This window comes from Streptomyces sp. NPDC004667 (assembly GCF_040609475.1).
Classification (GTDB): Bacteria; Actinomycetota; Actinomycetes; order Streptomycetales; family Streptomycetaceae; genus Streptomyces.
Window position 1 is genome coordinate 1 of record NZ_JBEXKC010000063.1, and the last position, 16347, is coordinate 16347.

The window sequence follows — 16347 nt, forward strand, 5'->3', positions numbered from 1 at the left end:
AGCTGCCGCTCGTCGTGGGCGGTGACCCACTCGTAGTAGCCGTCGGCGGGGCCAGGCGCGGACCCGGGGCCGGGGGCAGTGCCAGGCGCGGACCCGGGGCCGGGGGCAGTGCCAGGCGCGGACCCGGGGCCGGGGGCAGTGCCAGGCGCGAATCCGGGGCCGGACCCGAACCCGGACCCGGACGCAGACCCGGACCCGGACGCAGACGCAGACCCAGGCGCAGACCCAGGAGCCGGAGGAAAAGCCGAGCCGAGGGTGATCGCGGTCAGCTCCAGCACGCCGGCGAGGTTGAGGTCGGCTCCGTACCCCGGCACGGTGGCGGAGTTGCGTGCCAGCAGGGCCGCGAGGGGGCCGTCGGGCGCCGTTGCGGCGCAGGCGCGCAGGGGGACGGCGAAGCTTGCGGAGCGGTGCTCCGTGCCGAGAGCGGTGCCCAGGACCGCGAGCACCGCTCCGGTCTCCGCGTCCAGGACCGGCCCCCCGCAGGTCTCCGCGCCCCGCGCGAGGGCGTCCCGGCCGTCCGTGCCGATCGCCAACTCGACGGCGGCGGGGAGGAGATGGGCGCGGCCGGCCGCGGTGTAGGTGACCTCCGCACCGGCCGCGAGCACCCGCGCCTGGCGCCAGCCCCGCGCGGGGAGGCGTACGTACGTCCCCGGAGGGATCACCTCGCGCATCGCGACCGGCAGCGGGCGCAGCCCCAGCCCGTCGGTCCGTACGAGGGCCAGCCCGAGGTCCGGCAGGGCGGTCACGTCCTGCGGGCCGGCGGACCAGCTCCGGCCCCCGGGGCCGTGCAGCACCACCCGGGCCGGTCCGCATACGGCCGCGTGGCTGGTGATCACCGTGCCCCGGTCGTCGGCCACGAAGCCGCTGCCGTGCGGCCGCCCGGCCTCGTCGCAGACCAGCACGAGCTCCACCGCGCGACCCGCGCCACCTGCCCCCGGTCCCGCCCCGTCGACGTCGACGTCGACGTCCGCGAGGAAGCCCCCTGCGGGGCCCCCGGGGACGTCCGTGGCGAGGCGCGACCCCGGGCGCGTGCCGAAGCCCGCGTCGAAGCCCGCGCCGGAGTCCGTCCGGGGCTCGGCCCCGCAACTCCTCGCACCGCCGGTGACCTCGTCCGCCATCGCCGCACCACTCCCCTGCCGCGGGACCCCTGGTCACGACGGTAGGCAAGTGAAGATCAGCACGAAAAGCACGCGGGGTGAAAGCGCCCCCTTACGCTCCCCGCATTCACTCCGAGCGCCTGCTCGGACGGGTGAATACGGGGCTCCGGGTGGATAGAGACCTACCCGAGGGGGGTCGTGGAGCGGTGAGCGGCAGTCCCTGTGCGCTCACCGCTCCACGACAACGCGCGGTCGGCGCGCAGGCGGGTCGAAAGACCCGGGTCGGACGAAGACCGGGTCAGACGAAGACCGCGAGGGACTTCGCCTTGCCGTTCTTGCTCTCCACGAGCCCGAGCAGCTGCCCCTTGGGACCGTAGACGGCGACCGTCCGGCCGTCCTGGTACTCGTCCGGCATGTCGATCCGGACCCCGTTGGCGAGCAGCGAGGCCCTCCGGGAGTCCAGGTCCCAGCGCGCGAAGGCGGCGGCCGCCGCCTCGCCGATCGGCATCACGGTCAGCTCCTCCTGGAGCTGGTCCAGGGTCCGCGCGCGGTCGAGCTTGTACGGGCCCACCCGCGTGCGCCGGAGCGCCGTGAGGTGGCCGCCCACGCCGAGGTCGGCGCCCAGGTCGCGGGCGAGGGCGCGGATGTACGTACCGCTGGAGCAGACCACGGAGACGACGAGGTCGACGACCTTGGTGCCGTCCTCGGCCTCCGCCTCCCGCATGTCGTACACCTGGAACGACGAGATGGTCACCGGGCGGGCCGGGATCTCGAAGTCCTCGCCGTCGCGTGCGCGCTTGTAGGAGCGCACGCCCTTGATCTTGATCGCGCTGACCTTCGACGGGACCTGCATGATGTCGCCGGTCAGCTTGGCGATGCCCGCGTCCACCGCCTCGCGGGTCACCCCGGAGGCATCGGCGGACGACGTGATCTCGCCCTCGGCGTCGTCCGTGAGGGTGTACTGCCCGAGACGGATGGTCCCGAGGTACTCCTTCTCGGTCAGGGCGAGGTGGCCGAGGAGCTTGGTGGCCTTCTCCACGCCGAGGACGAGGACGCCCGTCGCCATCGGGTCGAGGGTGCCGGCGTGGCCGACCCGACGGGTCTTGGCGATCCCGCGCATCTTGGCGACCACGTCGTGCGAAGTGAAGCCGGACGGCTTGTCGACGATGACAAGGCCGTCCGGAGTCTTCCCTGCGTTGGTGCTCATTCCGCGGCTGCGTCCTCGTCGTCCTCGTCGCCCGGCTTCTTGTACGGGTCGGCGTCACCGGCGTACTGGGCGCCGGAGGAGACCTCCCGCACCTGGGCGTCGGAGGCGCGCGCCTTGTCGAGGAGGTCCTCGATGGTCTTGGCGTTCTCCGGGAGGGCGTCCGCGACGAAGGTCAGGGTGGGCGTGAACTTGGTTCCCGCCGCCCGGCCGACCGCGGAGCGCAGTACGCCCTTGGCGCTTTCGAGACCCGCGGCCGCGCTGGCCCGGTCCTCGTCGTCGCCGTAGACCGTGTAGAAGACCGTGGCCTCCCGCAGGTCGCCGGTGACCCGGGTGTCCGTGATGGTCACGTGCGTACCGAGGCGGGGGTCCTTGACGCCGCGCTGCAGCTTCTCGGCCACCACCTCCCGGATGAGGTCCGCCAGCTTCTTCGCCCGCGCATTGTCGGCCACTGGTCCGTCTCCTTCTTCCTTGCAGACAAGCAATCAGTCTTCATCACCGTGGAGCCGCCGCCTCACGGACAGCAGCTCCACTTCCGGACGCGCCGCGACCAGCCGCTCACAGCGGTCGAGCACGTCCGATACGAACCCCGCGTCCCCACTCACCAGGGCGACCCCTATACGGGCCCTGCGGTGCAGGTCCTGGTCGCCCACCTCGGCCGCGCTCACGGAGAACTTGCGTTGGAGCTCGGCGACGATGGGCCGGACGACGGAGCGTTTCTCCTTCAGCGAGTGGACGTCGCCGAGGAGCAGATCGAAGGACAGAGTCCCCACGTACATGCAGTTCCGGATGTCCCGCCGGTGCGGGTTAGGTGGCCCGCCGGGCCGTCGCCCGGAGGGATCTCCCGGTCGCGCGAGCGGCCGGTCACCAGAACCGTACACGCAACGGCCGGGGCCGATCGACGGATATTCCGCCGACCGGCCCCGGTGTTACAGCTGACTACGACACGGTGCGAACCGCCTCGCGCTTACGCGCGGGGCTTCTCGCGCATCTCGTACGTCGCGATGACGTCGTCGATCTTGATGTCGTTGAAGGAACCGAGGTTGATACCACCCTCGAAGCCCTCGCGGATCTCGGTGACGTCGTCCTTGAAGCGGCGCAGACCGGAGATGGTGAGGTTCTCGGCGATGACCTTGCCATCGCGCAGGAGCCGCGCCTTGGTGTTGCGCTTGACCTCGCCGGAGCGGATGAGGACACCCGCGATGTTGCCCAGCTTGGACGAGCGGAAGATCTCGCGGACCTCCGCCGTACCGAGCTCGACCTCTTCGTACTCCGGCTTGAGCAGACCCTTCAGGGCCGCCTCGATCTCCTCGATGGCCTGGTAGATCACCGAGTAGTAGCGGACGTCGACGCCCTCGCGGTCCGCCATCTGCGCGGCACGGCCGACAGCGCGGACGTTGTAGCCGATGACGATGGCGTCGGAGCCCATCGCCAGCGAGATGTCCGACTCGGTGACCGCACCCACACCGCGGTGCAGGACGCGGATGTCGACCTCTTCGCCGACGTCGAGCTGGAGCAGCGAGGACTCCAGGGCCTCGACCGCACCGGACGAGTCGCCCTTGATGATGAGGTTGAGTTCCTGGACCAGACCGGCCTTGAGGACCGAGTCGAGGTCTTCCAGGGACACCCGGCGGACGCGCTTGGCGAAGTTGGCGTTGCGCTCACGCGCAGCACGCTTCTCGGCGATCTGACGGGCGGTGCGGTCCTCGTCGACGACGAGGAAGTTGTCGCCGGCGCCGGGGACGTTGGTGAGACCCAGGACCAGGACGGGGGTCGACGGACCCGCTTCCTCGATGTTGTTGCCCTTGTCGTCGAGCATGGCGCGCACACGGCCGTAGGCGTCGCCCACGACCATCGTGTCGCCGACGCGGAGGGTACCGCGCTGGACGAGGACGGTGGCGACGGCACCGCGGCCACGGTCGAGGTGGGACTCGATCGCAATACCCTGAGCGTCCTGCTCGGGGTTGGCGCGCAGGTCGAGCGAGGCGTCGGCGGTGAGGACGACGGCCTCCAGCAGGGAGTCGATGTGCAGACCCTGCTTGGCGGAGATGTCGACGAACATCGTGTCGCCGCCGTACTCCTCGGCGACCAGACCGAACTCGGTGAGCTGACCGCGCACCTTGACCGGGTCGGCACCCTCGACGTCGATCTTGTTGACCGCGACGACGATCGGGACGCCGGCGGCCTTGGCGTGGTTGAGCGCCTCGATCGTCTGCGGCATGACGCCGTCGTTGGCCGCGACCACGAGGATCGCGATGTCGGTCGACTTCGCACCACGGGCACGCATGGCGGTGAACGCCTCGTGACCCGGGGTGTCGATGAAGGTGATCTTGCGGTCTTCGCCGTTGACCTCGGTGCCCACCTGGTAGGCACCGATGCCCTGGGTGATGCCACCGGCCTCGCCCGCGACGACGTTCGTCTTGCGGATGGCGTCGAGCAGGCGGGTCTTACCGTGGTCGACGTGACCCATGACGGTGACGACCGGCGGACGCGGCATGAGGTATTCCTCGCCGCCCTCGTCCTCGCCGAACTCGATGTCGAAGCCCTCGAGGAGCTCGCGGTCCTCTTCCTCCGGGCTGACGATCTGAACCTCGTAGTTCATCTCGCCGGCCAGCATTTCGAGGGTCTCGTCGGAGACGGACTGCGTGGCCGTGACCATCTCGCCGAGGTTCATCATCACGGCGACGAGCGACGCCGGGTTGGCGTTGATCTTCTCCGCGAAGTCGGTGAGGGACGCACCGCGCGACAGGCGAACGGTCTCGCCGTTGCCGCGGGGCAGCATCACGCCGCCGACCGACGGGGCCTGCATGGCCTCGTACTCCTGGCGCCTCTGACGCTTGGACTTGCGGCCACGACGGGCCGGACCGCCGGGACGGCCGAAGGCACCCTGCGTGCCACCACGGGCACCGGGACCACCGGGACGCCCGCCGAAGCCGGGACGACCGCCGCCACCGGCACCGGCCGGACCGCCGCCGAAGCCGCCGCCACCCGGACGCGGACCGCCGAAGCCGCCGCCCGCCGGACGCGAGCCCGGACCGGCCGGACGACCGGCGAAGCCGCCGCCGGGACGACCGGCGCCACCGGGACGGGGACCGCCCGCACCGGGACCACGGCCACCGGGGCCGCCACCGGGACGGGGACCGGGACCACCGGCAGCGGGACGCTGCGGCATCATGCCCGGGTTCGGACGGTTACCGCCGGGAGCACCACCCGGACGCGGGGCGCCGCCCTGCGGACGGGGCATGCCGCCCGGGGTCGGACGGGCGCCGCCGGGACCCTGCGGACGCGGAGCGCCACCGGGGCCGCCCTGCGGACGCGGAGCACCCTGGCCGCCGCCGGCGCCGGGGGCACCGGGACGGGGAGCGCCGGCCGGACGGGGCGCCTGCGGGCGCGCCATGCCGGTGGAGCCGCCGGAGGTGAAGGGGTTGTTGCCCGGACGGGGACCGGCCGGACGGGCGCCCTGGGGACGCGGGGCCTGAGCGCCACCGGGGCGCGGGGCCTGGCCACCGGGGGTGGCGCCGGCCGGACGCGGGGCGCCGGGACGGGCACCGCCCTGGCCCTGACCCTGGGCCGGACGCTGCTGCGCCGGACGGGGGCCGGGGGCCGCGGCGGGACGCTCGGTGCGCGCCGGGGCGGCCGGGGCCGCCGGAGGCGCGGAGAACTCGGTCGCCACGGGAGCCGCCGGAGCGGGCTTCGGGGCGGCCGGAGCCTTGGGACCGGGACGCGGGCCGGGGGTGGCCGGGGTCACCGGGGCGCTGACGGCCGGAGCCTCGGCGACGGGCGGCTTGGGGGCCACCGGCGCACCGGGCTTCGGGGCAGCAGGACGTGCCGCGGCGGCCGGGGAGGGCGCCGCGGGCTTGGCGGGCGCGGCCTTGCGGGGCGCGCCGGGCTTCGCAGCGGACTTGCCGGCGTTGCCGCCGGGCCCCTGCAGTGCGTCAGTCAACTTGCGTACAACCGGCGCCTCGATCGTCGAGGACGCCGAACGGACGAATTCACCGAGTTCTTGGAGCTTGGCCATGACGACCTTGCTCTCCACCCCGAACTCCTTGGCGAGTTCGTATACCCGGACCTTAGCCACTTCGCTCCTTTTAGGTCCGGGTTACGCCGGACCGTCGCTACTTCATGGGCGTACTCATCGCGTACTCATCGAGTGCTCATCGCAATCTCGACCTACTTCCAACTCGCGAGGTACCTGACCGCACGGGATGTCCGTGCCGTACTTCTTCTTACGGTGTCGCCTCGGCCGGTGCGGCCAGGGCTGTGCGCAGTGCCGCCGTGTCGAGCGCTCCTGCGGACCGTAGGGCCCGGGGGAACGCTCTGCGGCGGACCGCCTGGTCGAGGCAGACCGCGGCAGGGTGCACGTAGGCACCCCGGCCGGGCAGCGTACCGCGTGGATCGGGGACGCATTCGTCCCCGACCGCCACGATGCGCAGCAGATCGCTCTTGGCCGCTCGCTCCCGACACCCCACACAGGTGCGTTCGGGGCATGCGCGGGCTTGCGTCCGGCCAGACACGCCTAAGTCTACCTCCCCGTACCGACCTCACCCCTTCAGGTGAAAAATCGAACGGACGTTGTTGTGATCCACGAGCGGTCCTCCACTTGCGGGCCCGCTCCGTGTCCCTGTCTACCGGCCGGGAACCTCCGGCCGGTACTGGTTTATTCCCGGCCCCGGCCCTGGCCACGGTCGTGACCGCGATCCTGGGTCCGCTCCTGGGTCCGCTCCTGGCCGCGGCCGCCGTCACCCTCGCCGTCCCGGTCCGGGGTCTCCTCGGTGTCCGGGCGGATGTCGATGCGCCAGCCGGTGAGCCGCGCGGCGAGGCGGGCGTTCTGGCCCTCCTTGCCGATGGCGAGCGACAGCTGGTAGTCGGGCACGGTCACCCGCGCGGAACGCGAGTCCCAGTCGACGACCTCGACCTTGCTCACCCGAGCGGGTGACAGGGCGTTCGCGACCATCTCCGCCGGGTCGTCCGACCAGTCGACGATGTCGATCTTCTCGCCGTGCAGCTCGGCCATCACGTTGCGCACGCGGCTACCCATCGGGCCGATGCAGGCGCCCTTCGGGTTCAGACCCGAACGGGTGGACCGGACGGCGATCTTGGTGCGGTGACCGGCCTCGCGGGCGATCGCGGAGATCTCGACGCTGCCGTCGGCGATCTCGGGGACCTCCAGCGAGAACAGCTTCTTCACCAGGTTGGGGTGGGTGCGCGACAGGGTCACGGAAGGCCCGCGGACACCCTTCGCCACGCGCACGACGTACGTCTTCAGACGGAGCCCGTGCGTGTACTCCTCACCCGGGACCTGCTCCTGCACCGGCAGGATGGCTTCCAGCTTGCCGATGTCGACCAGGACGTTCTTGGGGTCCTTGCCCTGCTGGACCACGCCGGTGATGACGTCGCCCTCGCGGCCGGCGAACTCGCCGAAGGTCAGGTCGTCCTCGGCGTCGCGCAGACGCTGGAGGATCACCTGCTTGGCGGTCGTCGCGGCGATCCGCCCGAAGTCCGACGGGGTGTCGTCGAACTCCTTGGGCTCCTGGCCCTCTTCGAGGTCCCTCGGGTCCTCCTTCGCCCACACGACCACGTGACCGTTGGTGCGGTCGAGCACGACGCGGGCACGCCGGAAGCTGCCCTCGGTGCGGTGGTACGCGATGAGGAGGGCCGACTCGATCGCCTCGACGAGCAGGTCGAAGGAGATCTCCTTCTCCCGGACCAGACCCCGCAGGGCACTCATGTCGATGTCCACGGCTACGCCTCCTCTTCCTTCTTGTCCTTGCGGTTGAACTCGATCTCGACACGCGCCTTGGCGATGTCGGTGAACGCGATGCGGCGGGTGGTCGCCTTGCGGCCCTTCACACCCGGTACTTCGAGGTCCAGGCCCTCGTCGTCGACGCCGAGGATGCGGGCGACCAGTTCACCGGCACCCTTTTCACCGTCGGCGGACAGCTGAAACTTCACGAGACGACCGGTCGCCCGAACGTAGTGACGGTGCTCGCTGAGCGGCCGGTCCGCACCCGGGGAACTGACTTCGAGGACGTACTCGTCCTCACCCATCACGTCGGAAGCGTCGAGCAGGTCGGAGACCTCACGGCTCAGCTCGGCACAGGCGTCCAGCTCCACGCCCTCATCGGAGTCCACGACGATCCGCAGCATGCGGCGCTTGCCCGCCTTGGAGACTTCGATCTCTTCGAGGTCCAGTCCCTTGGCGGTGACGAGCGGCTCCAGCAATCCGCGCAGCCTGTCGCTCTGGGTGGTGCTCATCCGGGTGACTCCTCGGCCGCGTGTGCTGTTGTGGTTTTCGTCGCGTGTCAGGTCAAAGGGTATCCGGTCGCGGAGGGTGTTGCCGTCCGCTCTCCCGACGGGCCCCCGGGTACCGTGATCACACCCTGCCCAGACACCACCCCCGAGGACGGCGCCGTGCCCTGGACCCTGCCCCCCCGGCCCTCCCGAAGGAGCCTGCTCACCGGAGCCGCCGGCGCGGCCGGGGCCGCCCTGCTCGCCGGATGCACCGGCGGGGGCGGCCCGTCCGGGGACGGCACCGGGATTCCACTCGAACGGCGGATGCGGGAGGGCGCCGTTCGTGACAGTGCGCGGCTGCTCGAACGCTACGACGCCACCGTCGCCGTCCATCCCGCGCTGGCGGAGCGGCTCGCACCGCTGCGGGCCGCCGTCGCGGCGCACTCGGCGGCCCTGGCCTTCCCGGCCCCGGACGCCGGGGGCCGCACCCCGGCCGCCCGGTCCGCCTCGCCCTCGCCCTCACCCTCCGCATCCGCCTCCGCCTCCGCGGCCGCCGCCACGGCGTCCGCGCCCCCGGCGGCGAGCCGTGAGGCCGTCCCGCCGAAGCCCGCCGAGGCGCTGAGCTCCCTCGCCGACGCCGAGCGGAGCCTGTCGGAGGCGCGGACCATCGCGCTGGCCGGGGCGCCGGGGGAACTGGCCCGGCTGCTGGCCTCCGTCGCCGCCTGCGGCGCCGTCCACGCGTACCTGCTCACCTCCACCCCCGGAGCCGCCTCGTGAAGCCCGAACCCTCCCCCGCCGGCCGTGCGCTGCAGGCCGCCCAGGCCGCCCTGGCCGCCGAGCACGCGGCGGCGTACGGGTACGGGGTGATCGGCGCCCGGGTCGTGGCGGACCGCGCGACCGAGGCCCGGGAGGCCTACGGCGCCCATGTGGCCCGGCGTGACGCGCTCACCCGTACGGTGCGCGAGATGGGCGGCGCGCCCGTGGCCGCCGAGGCGGCGTACGCGCTGCCCTTCGAGCTGCGCACCCCCGACGACACCACGCGGCTGGCCGCCGTGATCGAGGACCGGGTGGCGGGCGCGTACTCCGATCTGGTGCGGGCGGCGGACGGCCGGTTGCGCCGCGAGGCGGCCGACGCGCTGAGCGCCGCGGCCGTCCGGGCGGCACGCTGGCGCGGCAGCGGCGTAGCCTTCCCTGGGCTCACGGAACGCTCCGACCGAGCTCCCACCAGCTGAAAGGGATCACGCACGCATGGCTTTCGAACCGCCGCAGCGGCTTGTACGGGCGCTCGGCGAGCTGCCGGAGGAGGAGCGGGCCACCCAGTGGCTGGGGCACCTGCCCGAGCTCACCGAGGAGGCGCTGCACCGGCGGCAGGTCGTGGCCCAGCGGGTCCAGGCACCGGGCGGCCGCAGCAGCCTGGTGATCCTCGTCCGGTACGCCGACGGCACCCCGGCCGCCCTCAAGCTGGCCCCGCCCGGGGCCCGGCCGGACCGGGAGCTGGCGGCGCTCGCCCACTGGGGCGGTTTCGGGGCCGTACGGGTCCTCGACTCCCGCCACCACGAGGCGGACGGGGCCCTGCTGCTGGAGCGGCTGCACGCGGAGGTCTCGCTGCGTTCGCTGCCGGACGCCAAGGCCCTGCTGGAGGCGTGCGGCACGTTGCGGCGGCTGTGGGTGGAGCCGCCGCCCGGTCACCCCTTCGAGACGGTGGCCGAGCGCACGGCCCGCCAGGGCGAGGCTCTGCGCGCCGCGCCCGCGGAGGTGCGGGCGCTCGCGGACTCGGCGCTGGCGCTGCGCGCGGAGCTGACGGCGCTGCCGGGCGAGGAGCTGCTGCTGCACGGGAACTTCCGGCAGGGCAAGGTGCTGGCCGGGGAGCGGGCGCCGTGGCTGACGGTGGGCCCGGACCCGCTGGTGGGCGAGCGGGCCTACGACCTGGCCCGGCTGGTGCGGGACCGGCTGGAGGACCAGATGGCCACCTCGGCGGGGGCGGCCGGGGCCCGGCGGCGGGTGCACCGGCTCGCGGACTCGCTGGAGGTGGACCGCGAGCGGCTGCGGGGCTGGACGGTGTTCCGGGCGGTGGAGTCCGGGGTGCGGGCGCTGGCCGCCGGGCGGCGCGGGGACGCGGAGCTGCTGCTGGAGTTCGCCGCCTGGTTGTAGGGCATACCGTAGGTAAGAGGTATGAATCCGGCAGGGGGCCGTCATGGTCGAGGAACTGCTGACAGCGGCGGTGGCCGCCGCCACGGGTGTGATGGTGTACACGGGCGTGGCGGCCCGGGTGGTGAAGCAGTACGAGCGGGGCGTGGTCTTCCGCTTCGGTCGGCTGCGGGAGGGCGTCCGCGGGCCCGGGTTCACGATGGTGCTGCCGTTCGTGGACCGGCTGCGCAAGGTGAACATGCAGATCGTGACGCTGCCGGTGCCGGCCCAGGAGGGCATCACGCGGGACAACGTCACGGTGCGGGTCGACGCGGTCGTGTACTTCAAGGTCGTGGACCCGGCCAACGCGATCATCGAGGTGGAGGACTACCGGTTCGCGGTCTCCCAGATGGCGCAGACCTCGCTGCGTTCGATCATCGGCAAGAGCGATCTGGACGACCTGCTGTCCAACCGGGAGCAGCTCAACCAGGGGCTGGAGCTGATGATCGACAGTCCGGCGGTGGGCTGGGGCGTGCAGATCGACCGGGTCGAGATCAAGGACGTGTCGTTGCCGGAGACCATGAAGAGGTCGATGGCCCGGCAGGCGGAGGCCGACCGTGAGCGGCGGGCCCGCGTGATCAACGCGGACGCGGAGCTCCAGGCGTCGAGGAAGCTGGCGGAGGCAGCGGCCGTGATGTCGGAACAGCCGGCCGCCCTCCAACTGCGGCTGCTCCAGACGGTGGTGGCGGTCGCGGCGGAGAAGAACTCCACCCTGGTGCTGCCGTTCCCGGTGGAGCTGCTGCGCTTCCTGGAACGGGCGGCCCCGGCCCCCGCGACGGCCCCGGACACCCCGGCGGCGGCGCCCGCGCCGGACACCGTCACCCGGGGCCGGGCTCCGGGCGGGCTGACGCCGGTCGCGTCGCCGCCGCCTCCGGCACGGCCCGAGGGGCTGCCGGAGGGGCGGCGGGCGGAGCCTGCCTAGGGCCTCGCCCAGGCCTGCCTAGGCCTGGCCTGCCGGTGCGTTCAGGCGGGCGAGGGCCTCGTCCAGGGGGAGTTCCTCGCGGGTGCCGGCCGCACGGTCCTGGAGTTCGACCACGCGGTCGCCCGAGCGGCGGCCCGCCACCAGGATCCGGGGCACGCCGATGAGTTCGGCGTCGGTGAGCTTGACGCCCGGGGAGAGTCCGGGCCGGTCGTCGAGCAGGACCCGGTGTCCGGCGGCGGCCAGCGCTTCGGCGGCCTCCTCGGCGAGCGCCAGCGGGACGGCCTTGCCGGCGGCCACGACGTGGACGTCGGCCGGCGCGACGGCGGCGGGCCAGCACAGGCCCCGGTCGTCGGCGGTCTGCTCCGCGAGCGCGGCGACGGCGCGGGAGACGCCGATGCCGTAGGAGCCCATGGTGACCCGGACGGGCTTGCCCTCCTTGCCGAGGACGTCGAGCCCGAAGGCGTCGGCGTACTTGCGGCCGAGCTGGAAGATGTGCCCGATCTCGATGGCCCGGTCCAGGCGCAGTCCGGCCCCGCAGGAGGGGCAGGGGTCGCCCGGCTCGACGACGACCACGTCGAGGTGGCGGTCGACCTCGAAGTCCCGGCCGCAGACCACGTTGCGGGCGTGGGTGTCCGCCCGGTTGGCGCCGGTGACCCAGGCCGTGCCGGGAGCCACGCGCGGGTCGGCGATGTAGGGCACCTTGTCCAGGCCCTGCGGGCCGACGTAGCCGCGTACGAGGTCGGGCCGGCCGGCGAAGTCCTCCGCCGTCACCAGCTCCACCACGGCCGGGGCGAGGTGCTCGCCGAGCTTGCCGAGGTCCACCTCGCGGTCGCCGGGGACGCCGACTGCCGTGATCTCGCCGTCGACCTTGACGAGGAGGTTCTTCAGGGTCGCCGACGCGGGGACGCCCAGGTGCGCCGCCAGCGTCTCGATCGTGGGGGTGTCGGGGGTGTCCACCTCCTCGATCGCCGGGTGTTCGGCGGTCACGGGCGCCAGCGCGAAGGTGACGGCCTCGGTGTTCGCGGCGTAGTCGCAGGAGGGGCAGTCCACGAAGGTGTCCTCGCCGGCCGCGGCCGGGGCCAGGAACTCCTCGGACGCCGATCCGCCCATCGCCCCGGAGACGGCGGAGACGATCCGGTGGTCCAGGCCGAGCCGCTCGAAGATCCGTACGTAGGCCTCGCGGTGGAGCCGGTAGGACTCGGCCAGGCCCTCGTCGGACACGTCGAAGGAGTAGGAGTCCTTCATCTGGAACTCGCGCCCGCGCAGCACGCCGGAGCGGGGGCGGGCCTCGTCGCGGTACTTGGTCTGGATCTGGTAGAGCATGACCGGCAGGTCCTTGTAGGACGTGCACTGGTCCTTCACGACGAGGGTGAAGATCTCCTCGTGGGTGGGGCCGAGGAGGTAGTCGGCACCCTTGCGGTCCTTGAGCCGGAACAGCAGGTCGCCGTACTCGGACCAGCGGCCGCTGACCTCGTAGGGCTCCTTCGGCAGCAGGGCCGGGAGCAGCACTTCCTGCGCCCCGATGGCGTCCATCTCCTCGCGGACGATGCGCGAGACGTTGTCCAGGACGCGCTTGCCGAGCGGCAGCCAGGTCCACACCCCCGCCGAGCTGCGGCGGACGTAGCCGGCGCGCACGAGGAGGCGGTGGCTGAGGGTTTCGGCGTCGGCCGGGTCCTCACGGAGGGTCTTGGCCATGAGGCGGGACATGCGCTGCACGTGTTGCGTTGACATGTCCGGAGGCTACCGGGGCGGGTGCGGCTCCCGGAAACCGTTTCGCGGGCCGAGCAGCGGGAGCCGCGCGCCCATGACGGCGTACGGGAGGCTCGCGCTCGGGAAGTGCACGCGGCGGGCCAGGTCCCGGTAGCCGAGGGCCGTGTAGAGGCCCCGGGCGGGGCTGTCGGTGTCGATGGCGGAGAGGATCGAGTGGGGTTCGCTCGCCGCGTCGGTGAGCCGGGTGATGAGGGCACGGCCGACGCCGTGCCCCTGGAAGCCGGGGTGGACGTGGAGCTCGGTGATGACGAAGGAGCCGTCGAGCCAGCCGTCGACGCCGCCGGCGCGCAGGTACGGCTCGACGATGGTGGACCACCAGTGGGCGCGGTCGTTGGGCATTCCGTAGACGAAACCGGCGAGGGTGCCGTCATCGGTGTACGCGCCGAGCGCGCGGGCGCCGGGGCAGGTCATGTGGCGCTGGACGATGTAGCGCCGGATGCCGACCTCCTCCTCGCTGAGCCCGAAGGCCACGGCCTGGACGCGCAGCGCCTCGTCCACGCGGCCGGCGAGGTCGAGGGGCCCGATGCGGAGTCCGGCGGGCCGTGCGGGGTCGTCGCCCCCGGGGGTAGGCAGCATGCGGCGACCTTACTGCGGGGTAGTGCCGCTCGGGTACGGCTTCCGCGAGGAAAGGGGGAGCTCGGGACGGGGGAGGGAGCGGGGCCGGGAGGGGACGCTCAGAACAGGATGCTCATGAACGCGCCGACCTCGCGGAAGCCGACCCTGCGGTAGGAGGCGCGGGCCGCGGTGTTGAAGTCGTTGACGTAGAGGCTGACGACGGGGGCGACGTCGCGCAGGGCGTACTCGACCACGGCGGCCATGCCGGTCTCGGAATGGCCGCGTCCGCGGAACTCGGGATCGACCCAGACGCCCTGGATCTGGCAGGCGCGGGGGGTGGCGGCGCCGATCTCTGCCTTGAAGACGACCCTGCCGTCCTCGACGCGGGCGAACGAGCGGCCGGTGCCGACCAGCTCGGCGACCCTGGCCTGGTAGAGGAGGCCTCCGTCGCCGGCGAGCGGGGAGATGCCGACCTCCTCGGTGAACATGGCCACGCAGGCGGGCATGATCAGGTCCATCTCGTCCTTGCGGACGCGGCGCACCAGCGGGTCGGCGGCGACCTGCGCGGACGGCTGCTCGATGACCATGAGGGGCTGGTGGGCGCGCACGTCGCGGGCCGGTCCCCAGCTGGGTTCCAGGAGCTTCCACAGCAGCCGGGTGGCCTCGGCGGGCCCGACGATGGAGGAGCAGCGGCGGCCGGTGCGGCGGGCCCGGTCGGCGAAGGCCCGTACGGCGTCGGGTCCGGCGCAGACGGGGACGAGGTTGGCGCCGGCGTAGCAGAGCGAGCGGAGCTCGCCGTCGGCGTACCAGCCCCACATCTCCCCGCCCAGGCGCCAGGGGTCGAGCCCCGCGACCTGGACCCGGGAGGTGACGAAGGCGTTCTCGACCGGCTCGCGTCCGAGGATGTCGAGCGCGGCGTCGAGATCACTGGGCTCAAGGACCCGGGTGGTGGTCTGCGTCAACACTGGGGCCTCACCGTGCAGGTCTGCTGATCTCCGCACTGTACCCGGCGTCGCTTGCGGATGCCCTGTCCCACGGGTCACGAAAAGACCCCGGCCCCGCCCCCGAACTGCGGGAACGGGGCCGGGGCCGCTTCTTCGGGTCAGACGCCGATGGCGACGGTGGGCTCGCCGGAGGCGATGCCGTCCTTCTCCATCTGCTCGGCGATCTTCATCGCCTCTTCGATGAGGGTCTCGACGATCTTCGACTCGGGGACGGTCTTGATGACCTCGCCCTTCACGAAGATCTGGCCCTTGCCGTTGCCGGAGGCGACGCCGAGGTCGGCCTCACGGGCCTCGCCGGGGCCGTTGACGACGCAGCCCATGACCGCGACGCGCAGCGGGACCTCCATGCCCTCCAGGCCCGCCGTGACCTCCTCGGCCAGCTTGTAGACGTCGACCTGGGCGCGGCCGCAGGACGGGCAGGAGACGATCTCCAGGCGGCGCGGCCTGAGGTTCAGCGATTCCAGGATCTGGATGCCGACCTTGATCTCCTCGACCGGGGGCGCGGACAGCGACACGCGGATGGTGTCGCCGATGCCCTCGGAGAGCAGCGCGCCGAAGGCGACGGCGGACTTGATGGTGCCCTGGAAGGCGGGGCCGGCCTCGGTGACGCCGAGGTGCAGCGGGTAGTCGCAGGCGGCGGCCAGCTGGCGGTAGGCGTTGACCATCACGACCGGGTCGTTGTGCTTGACCGAGATCTTGATGTCGCCGAAGCCGTGCTCCTCGAAGAGGGAGGCCTCCCACAGCGCGGACTCGACCAGCGCCTCGGGGGTGGCCTTGCCGTACTTCTTCAGCAGCCGCGCGTCGAGGGAGCCGGCGTTGACGCCGATGCGGATCGGGGTGCCGGTGTCCTTGGCGGCCCGCGCGATCTCCTTGACCTTGTCGTCGAACTGCTTGATGTTGCCCGGGTTCACGCGGACGGCGGCGCAGCCGGCGTCGATCGCGGCGAACACGTACTTCGGCTGGAAGTGGATGTCGGCGATGACCGGGATCTGCGACTTCTTCGCGATGACGGCCAGCGCGTCGGCGTCGTCCTGGGTCGGGCAGGCGACGCGGACGATGTCGCAGCCGGAGGCGGTCAGCTCGGCGATCTGCTGGAGCGTCGCCCCGATGTCGGAGGTCCTGGTGGTGGTCATCGACTGGACGGAGATCTGTGCGTCACCGCCGACGGCCACCTTGCCGACCTGGATCTTGCGGCTGACCCTGCGGTCGGCAAGCTTCGTCGGCACGGCCGGCATTCCGAGAGAGATGGCAGTCATCTGCTGTGCAACCCCAAGGTGTGGATCAAGGTCCCGAGATCGGCGGGCTCCAGCCTTCGAGATTACGCCAATCCACACGGTCCCCCCGCATCCGAGGGGGTGCGCCACCCGAACGTAGGGA

At 72.5% G+C, this 16347-nt stretch carries 16 protein-coding genes; 4 read left to right on the forward strand and 12 right to left on the reverse strand.

What is annotated here, in order from left to right; genetic code table 11:
• From ABZW32_RS28405 to rimP, 8 genes are all read right to left on the reverse strand, one after another.
• Nucleotides 1-1118: trypsin-like peptidase domain-containing protein (locus tag ABZW32_RS28405; RefSeq protein WP_356221020.1), on the reverse strand; the 1118-nt coding region annotated here is incomplete at its 3' end.
• A 277-nt stretch (nucleotides 1119-1395) separates the two neighbouring features.
• Nucleotides 1396-2304: a tRNA pseudouridine(55) synthase TruB gene (gene truB / locus ABZW32_RS28410; RefSeq protein ID WP_356221023.1), complete on the reverse strand. Its 909-nt coding sequence runs from the start codon at nucleotides 2302-2304 to the stop codon at nucleotides 1396-1398.
• A complete protein-coding gene (gene rbfA, locus ABZW32_RS28415) occupies nucleotides 2301-2753 on the reverse strand; it encodes a 30S ribosome-binding factor RbfA (protein ID WP_030227571.1) in 453 nt (150 codons plus the stop codon). Before rbfA ends, truB begins: the two co-directional genes overlap by 4 nt.
• Nucleotides 2754-2786: 33 nt before the next feature.
• The gene (locus ABZW32_RS28420; RefSeq protein WP_219671569.1) at nucleotides 2787-3080 is read right to left on the reverse strand and encodes a DUF503 domain-containing protein; all 294 of its coding nucleotides are present in this window, start codon (nucleotides 3078-3080) and stop codon (nucleotides 2787-2789) included.
• Between the two features lie 188 nt (nucleotides 3081-3268).
• Entirely contained in the window at nucleotides 3269-6379 is a 3111-nt protein-coding gene (infB, locus tag ABZW32_RS28425; RefSeq protein WP_356221025.1) for a translation initiation factor IF-2, read from the reverse strand.
• Nucleotides 6380-6527: 148 nt separating this feature from the next.
• A complete protein-coding gene (locus tag ABZW32_RS28430) occupies nucleotides 6528-6815 on the reverse strand; it encodes a YlxR family protein (RefSeq protein WP_356221028.1) in 288 nt (95 codons plus the stop codon).
• A gap of 143 nt (nucleotides 6816-6958) precedes the next feature.
• Nucleotides 6959-8041, reverse strand: coding sequence for a transcription termination factor NusA (gene nusA / locus ABZW32_RS28435; RefSeq protein ID WP_356221030.1), 1083 nt, complete (start codon nucleotides 8039-8041; stop codon nucleotides 6959-6961).
• Between the two features lie 2 nt (nucleotides 8042-8043).
• Nucleotides 8044-8556, reverse strand: a complete 513-nt coding sequence (gene rimP, locus ABZW32_RS28440) for a ribosome maturation factor RimP (protein ID WP_356221033.1) — start codon at nucleotides 8554-8556, stop codon at nucleotides 8044-8046.
• A 156-nt stretch (nucleotides 8557-8712) separates the two neighbouring features.
• Here rimP and ABZW32_RS28445 point away from each other — a divergent pair, with 156 nt between their 5' ends.
• The 4 genes from ABZW32_RS28445 to ABZW32_RS28460 are packed head-to-tail and all read left to right on the forward strand — an operon-like array spanning nucleotide 8713 to nucleotide 11641.
• Entirely contained in the window at nucleotides 8713-9309 is a 597-nt protein-coding gene (locus ABZW32_RS28445; RefSeq protein ID WP_356221036.1) for a hypothetical protein, read from the forward strand.
• On the forward strand, nucleotides 9306-9764 hold the full coding sequence (locus ABZW32_RS28450; RefSeq protein WP_356221038.1) for a ferritin-like domain-containing protein: 459 nt from the start codon (nucleotides 9306-9308) through the stop codon (nucleotides 9762-9764). Before ABZW32_RS28445 ends, ABZW32_RS28450 begins: the two co-directional genes overlap by 4 nt.
• 16 nt (nucleotides 9765-9780) lie before the next feature.
• The gene (locus ABZW32_RS28455; RefSeq protein ID WP_356221041.1) at nucleotides 9781-10683 is read left to right on the forward strand and encodes an aminoglycoside phosphotransferase family protein; all 903 of its coding nucleotides are present in this window, start codon (nucleotides 9781-9783) and stop codon (nucleotides 10681-10683) included.
• Between the two features lie 43 nt (nucleotides 10684-10726).
• Complete coding sequence (locus tag ABZW32_RS28460; RefSeq protein ID WP_356221042.1) at nucleotides 10727-11641, forward strand: slipin family protein; 915 nt, start codon at nucleotides 10727-10729, stop codon at nucleotides 11639-11641.
• Nucleotides 11642-11659: 18 nt separating this feature from the next.
• Here ABZW32_RS28460 and ABZW32_RS28465 read toward each other — a convergent pair whose 3' ends face one another.
• The 4 genes from ABZW32_RS28465 to ispG all read right to left on the reverse strand — a co-directional run bounded on the left by ABZW32_RS28465 (nucleotide 11660) and on the right by ispG (nucleotide 16226).
• A complete protein-coding gene (locus ABZW32_RS28465) occupies nucleotides 11660-13372 on the reverse strand; it encodes a proline--tRNA ligase (protein WP_356221043.1) in 1713 nt (570 codons plus the stop codon).
• A 9-nt stretch (nucleotides 13373-13381) separates the two neighbouring features.
• Nucleotides 13382-13987, reverse strand: a complete 606-nt coding sequence (locus ABZW32_RS28470) for a GNAT family N-acetyltransferase (protein ID WP_356221046.1) — start codon at nucleotides 13985-13987, stop codon at nucleotides 13382-13384.
• Between the two features lie 98 nt (nucleotides 13988-14085).
• A complete protein-coding gene (locus ABZW32_RS28475) occupies nucleotides 14086-14931 on the reverse strand; it encodes a GNAT family N-acetyltransferase (protein WP_356221048.1) in 846 nt (281 codons plus the stop codon).
• Between the two features lie 137 nt (nucleotides 14932-15068).
• Complete coding sequence (gene ispG, locus ABZW32_RS28480) at nucleotides 15069-16226, reverse strand: flavodoxin-dependent (E)-4-hydroxy-3-methylbut-2-enyl-diphosphate synthase (protein WP_356221051.1); 1158 nt, start codon at nucleotides 16224-16226, stop codon at nucleotides 15069-15071.
• Between the last annotated feature and the right edge of the window lie 121 nt (nucleotides 16227-16347).

Bases quoted from the DNA above. Each gene is read 5' to 3' on its own strand.
- truB (WP_356221023.1), bottom strand. From the start codon at position 2,304: ATGAGCACCAACGCAGGGAAGACTCCGGACGGCCTTGTCATCGTCGAC.
- ABZW32_RS28420 (WP_219671569.1), bottom strand. From the start codon at position 3,080: ATGTACGTGGGGACTCTGTCCTTCGATCTGCTCCTCGGCGACGTCCAC.
- rimP (WP_356221033.1), bottom strand. From the start codon at position 8,556: ATGAGCACCACCCAGAGCGACAGGCTGCGCGGATTGCTGGAGCCGCTC.
- ABZW32_RS28455 (WP_356221041.1), top strand. From the start codon at position 9,781: ATGGCTTTCGAACCGCCGCAGCGGCTTGTACGGGCGCTCGGCGAGCTG.
- ABZW32_RS28460 (WP_356221042.1), top strand. From the start codon at position 10,727: ATGGTCGAGGAACTGCTGACAGCGGCGGTGGCCGCCGCCACGGGTGTG.
- ABZW32_RS28465 (WP_356221043.1), bottom strand. From the start codon at position 13,372: ATGTCAACGCAACACGTGCAGCGCATGTCCCGCCTCATGGCCAAGACC.
- ABZW32_RS28470 (WP_356221046.1), bottom strand. From the start codon at position 13,987: ATGCTGCCTACCCCCGGGGGCGACGACCCCGCACGGCCCGCCGGACTC.
- ispG (WP_356221051.1), bottom strand. From the start codon at position 16,226: ATGACTGCCATCTCTCTCGGAATGCCGGCCGTGCCGACGAAGCTTGCC.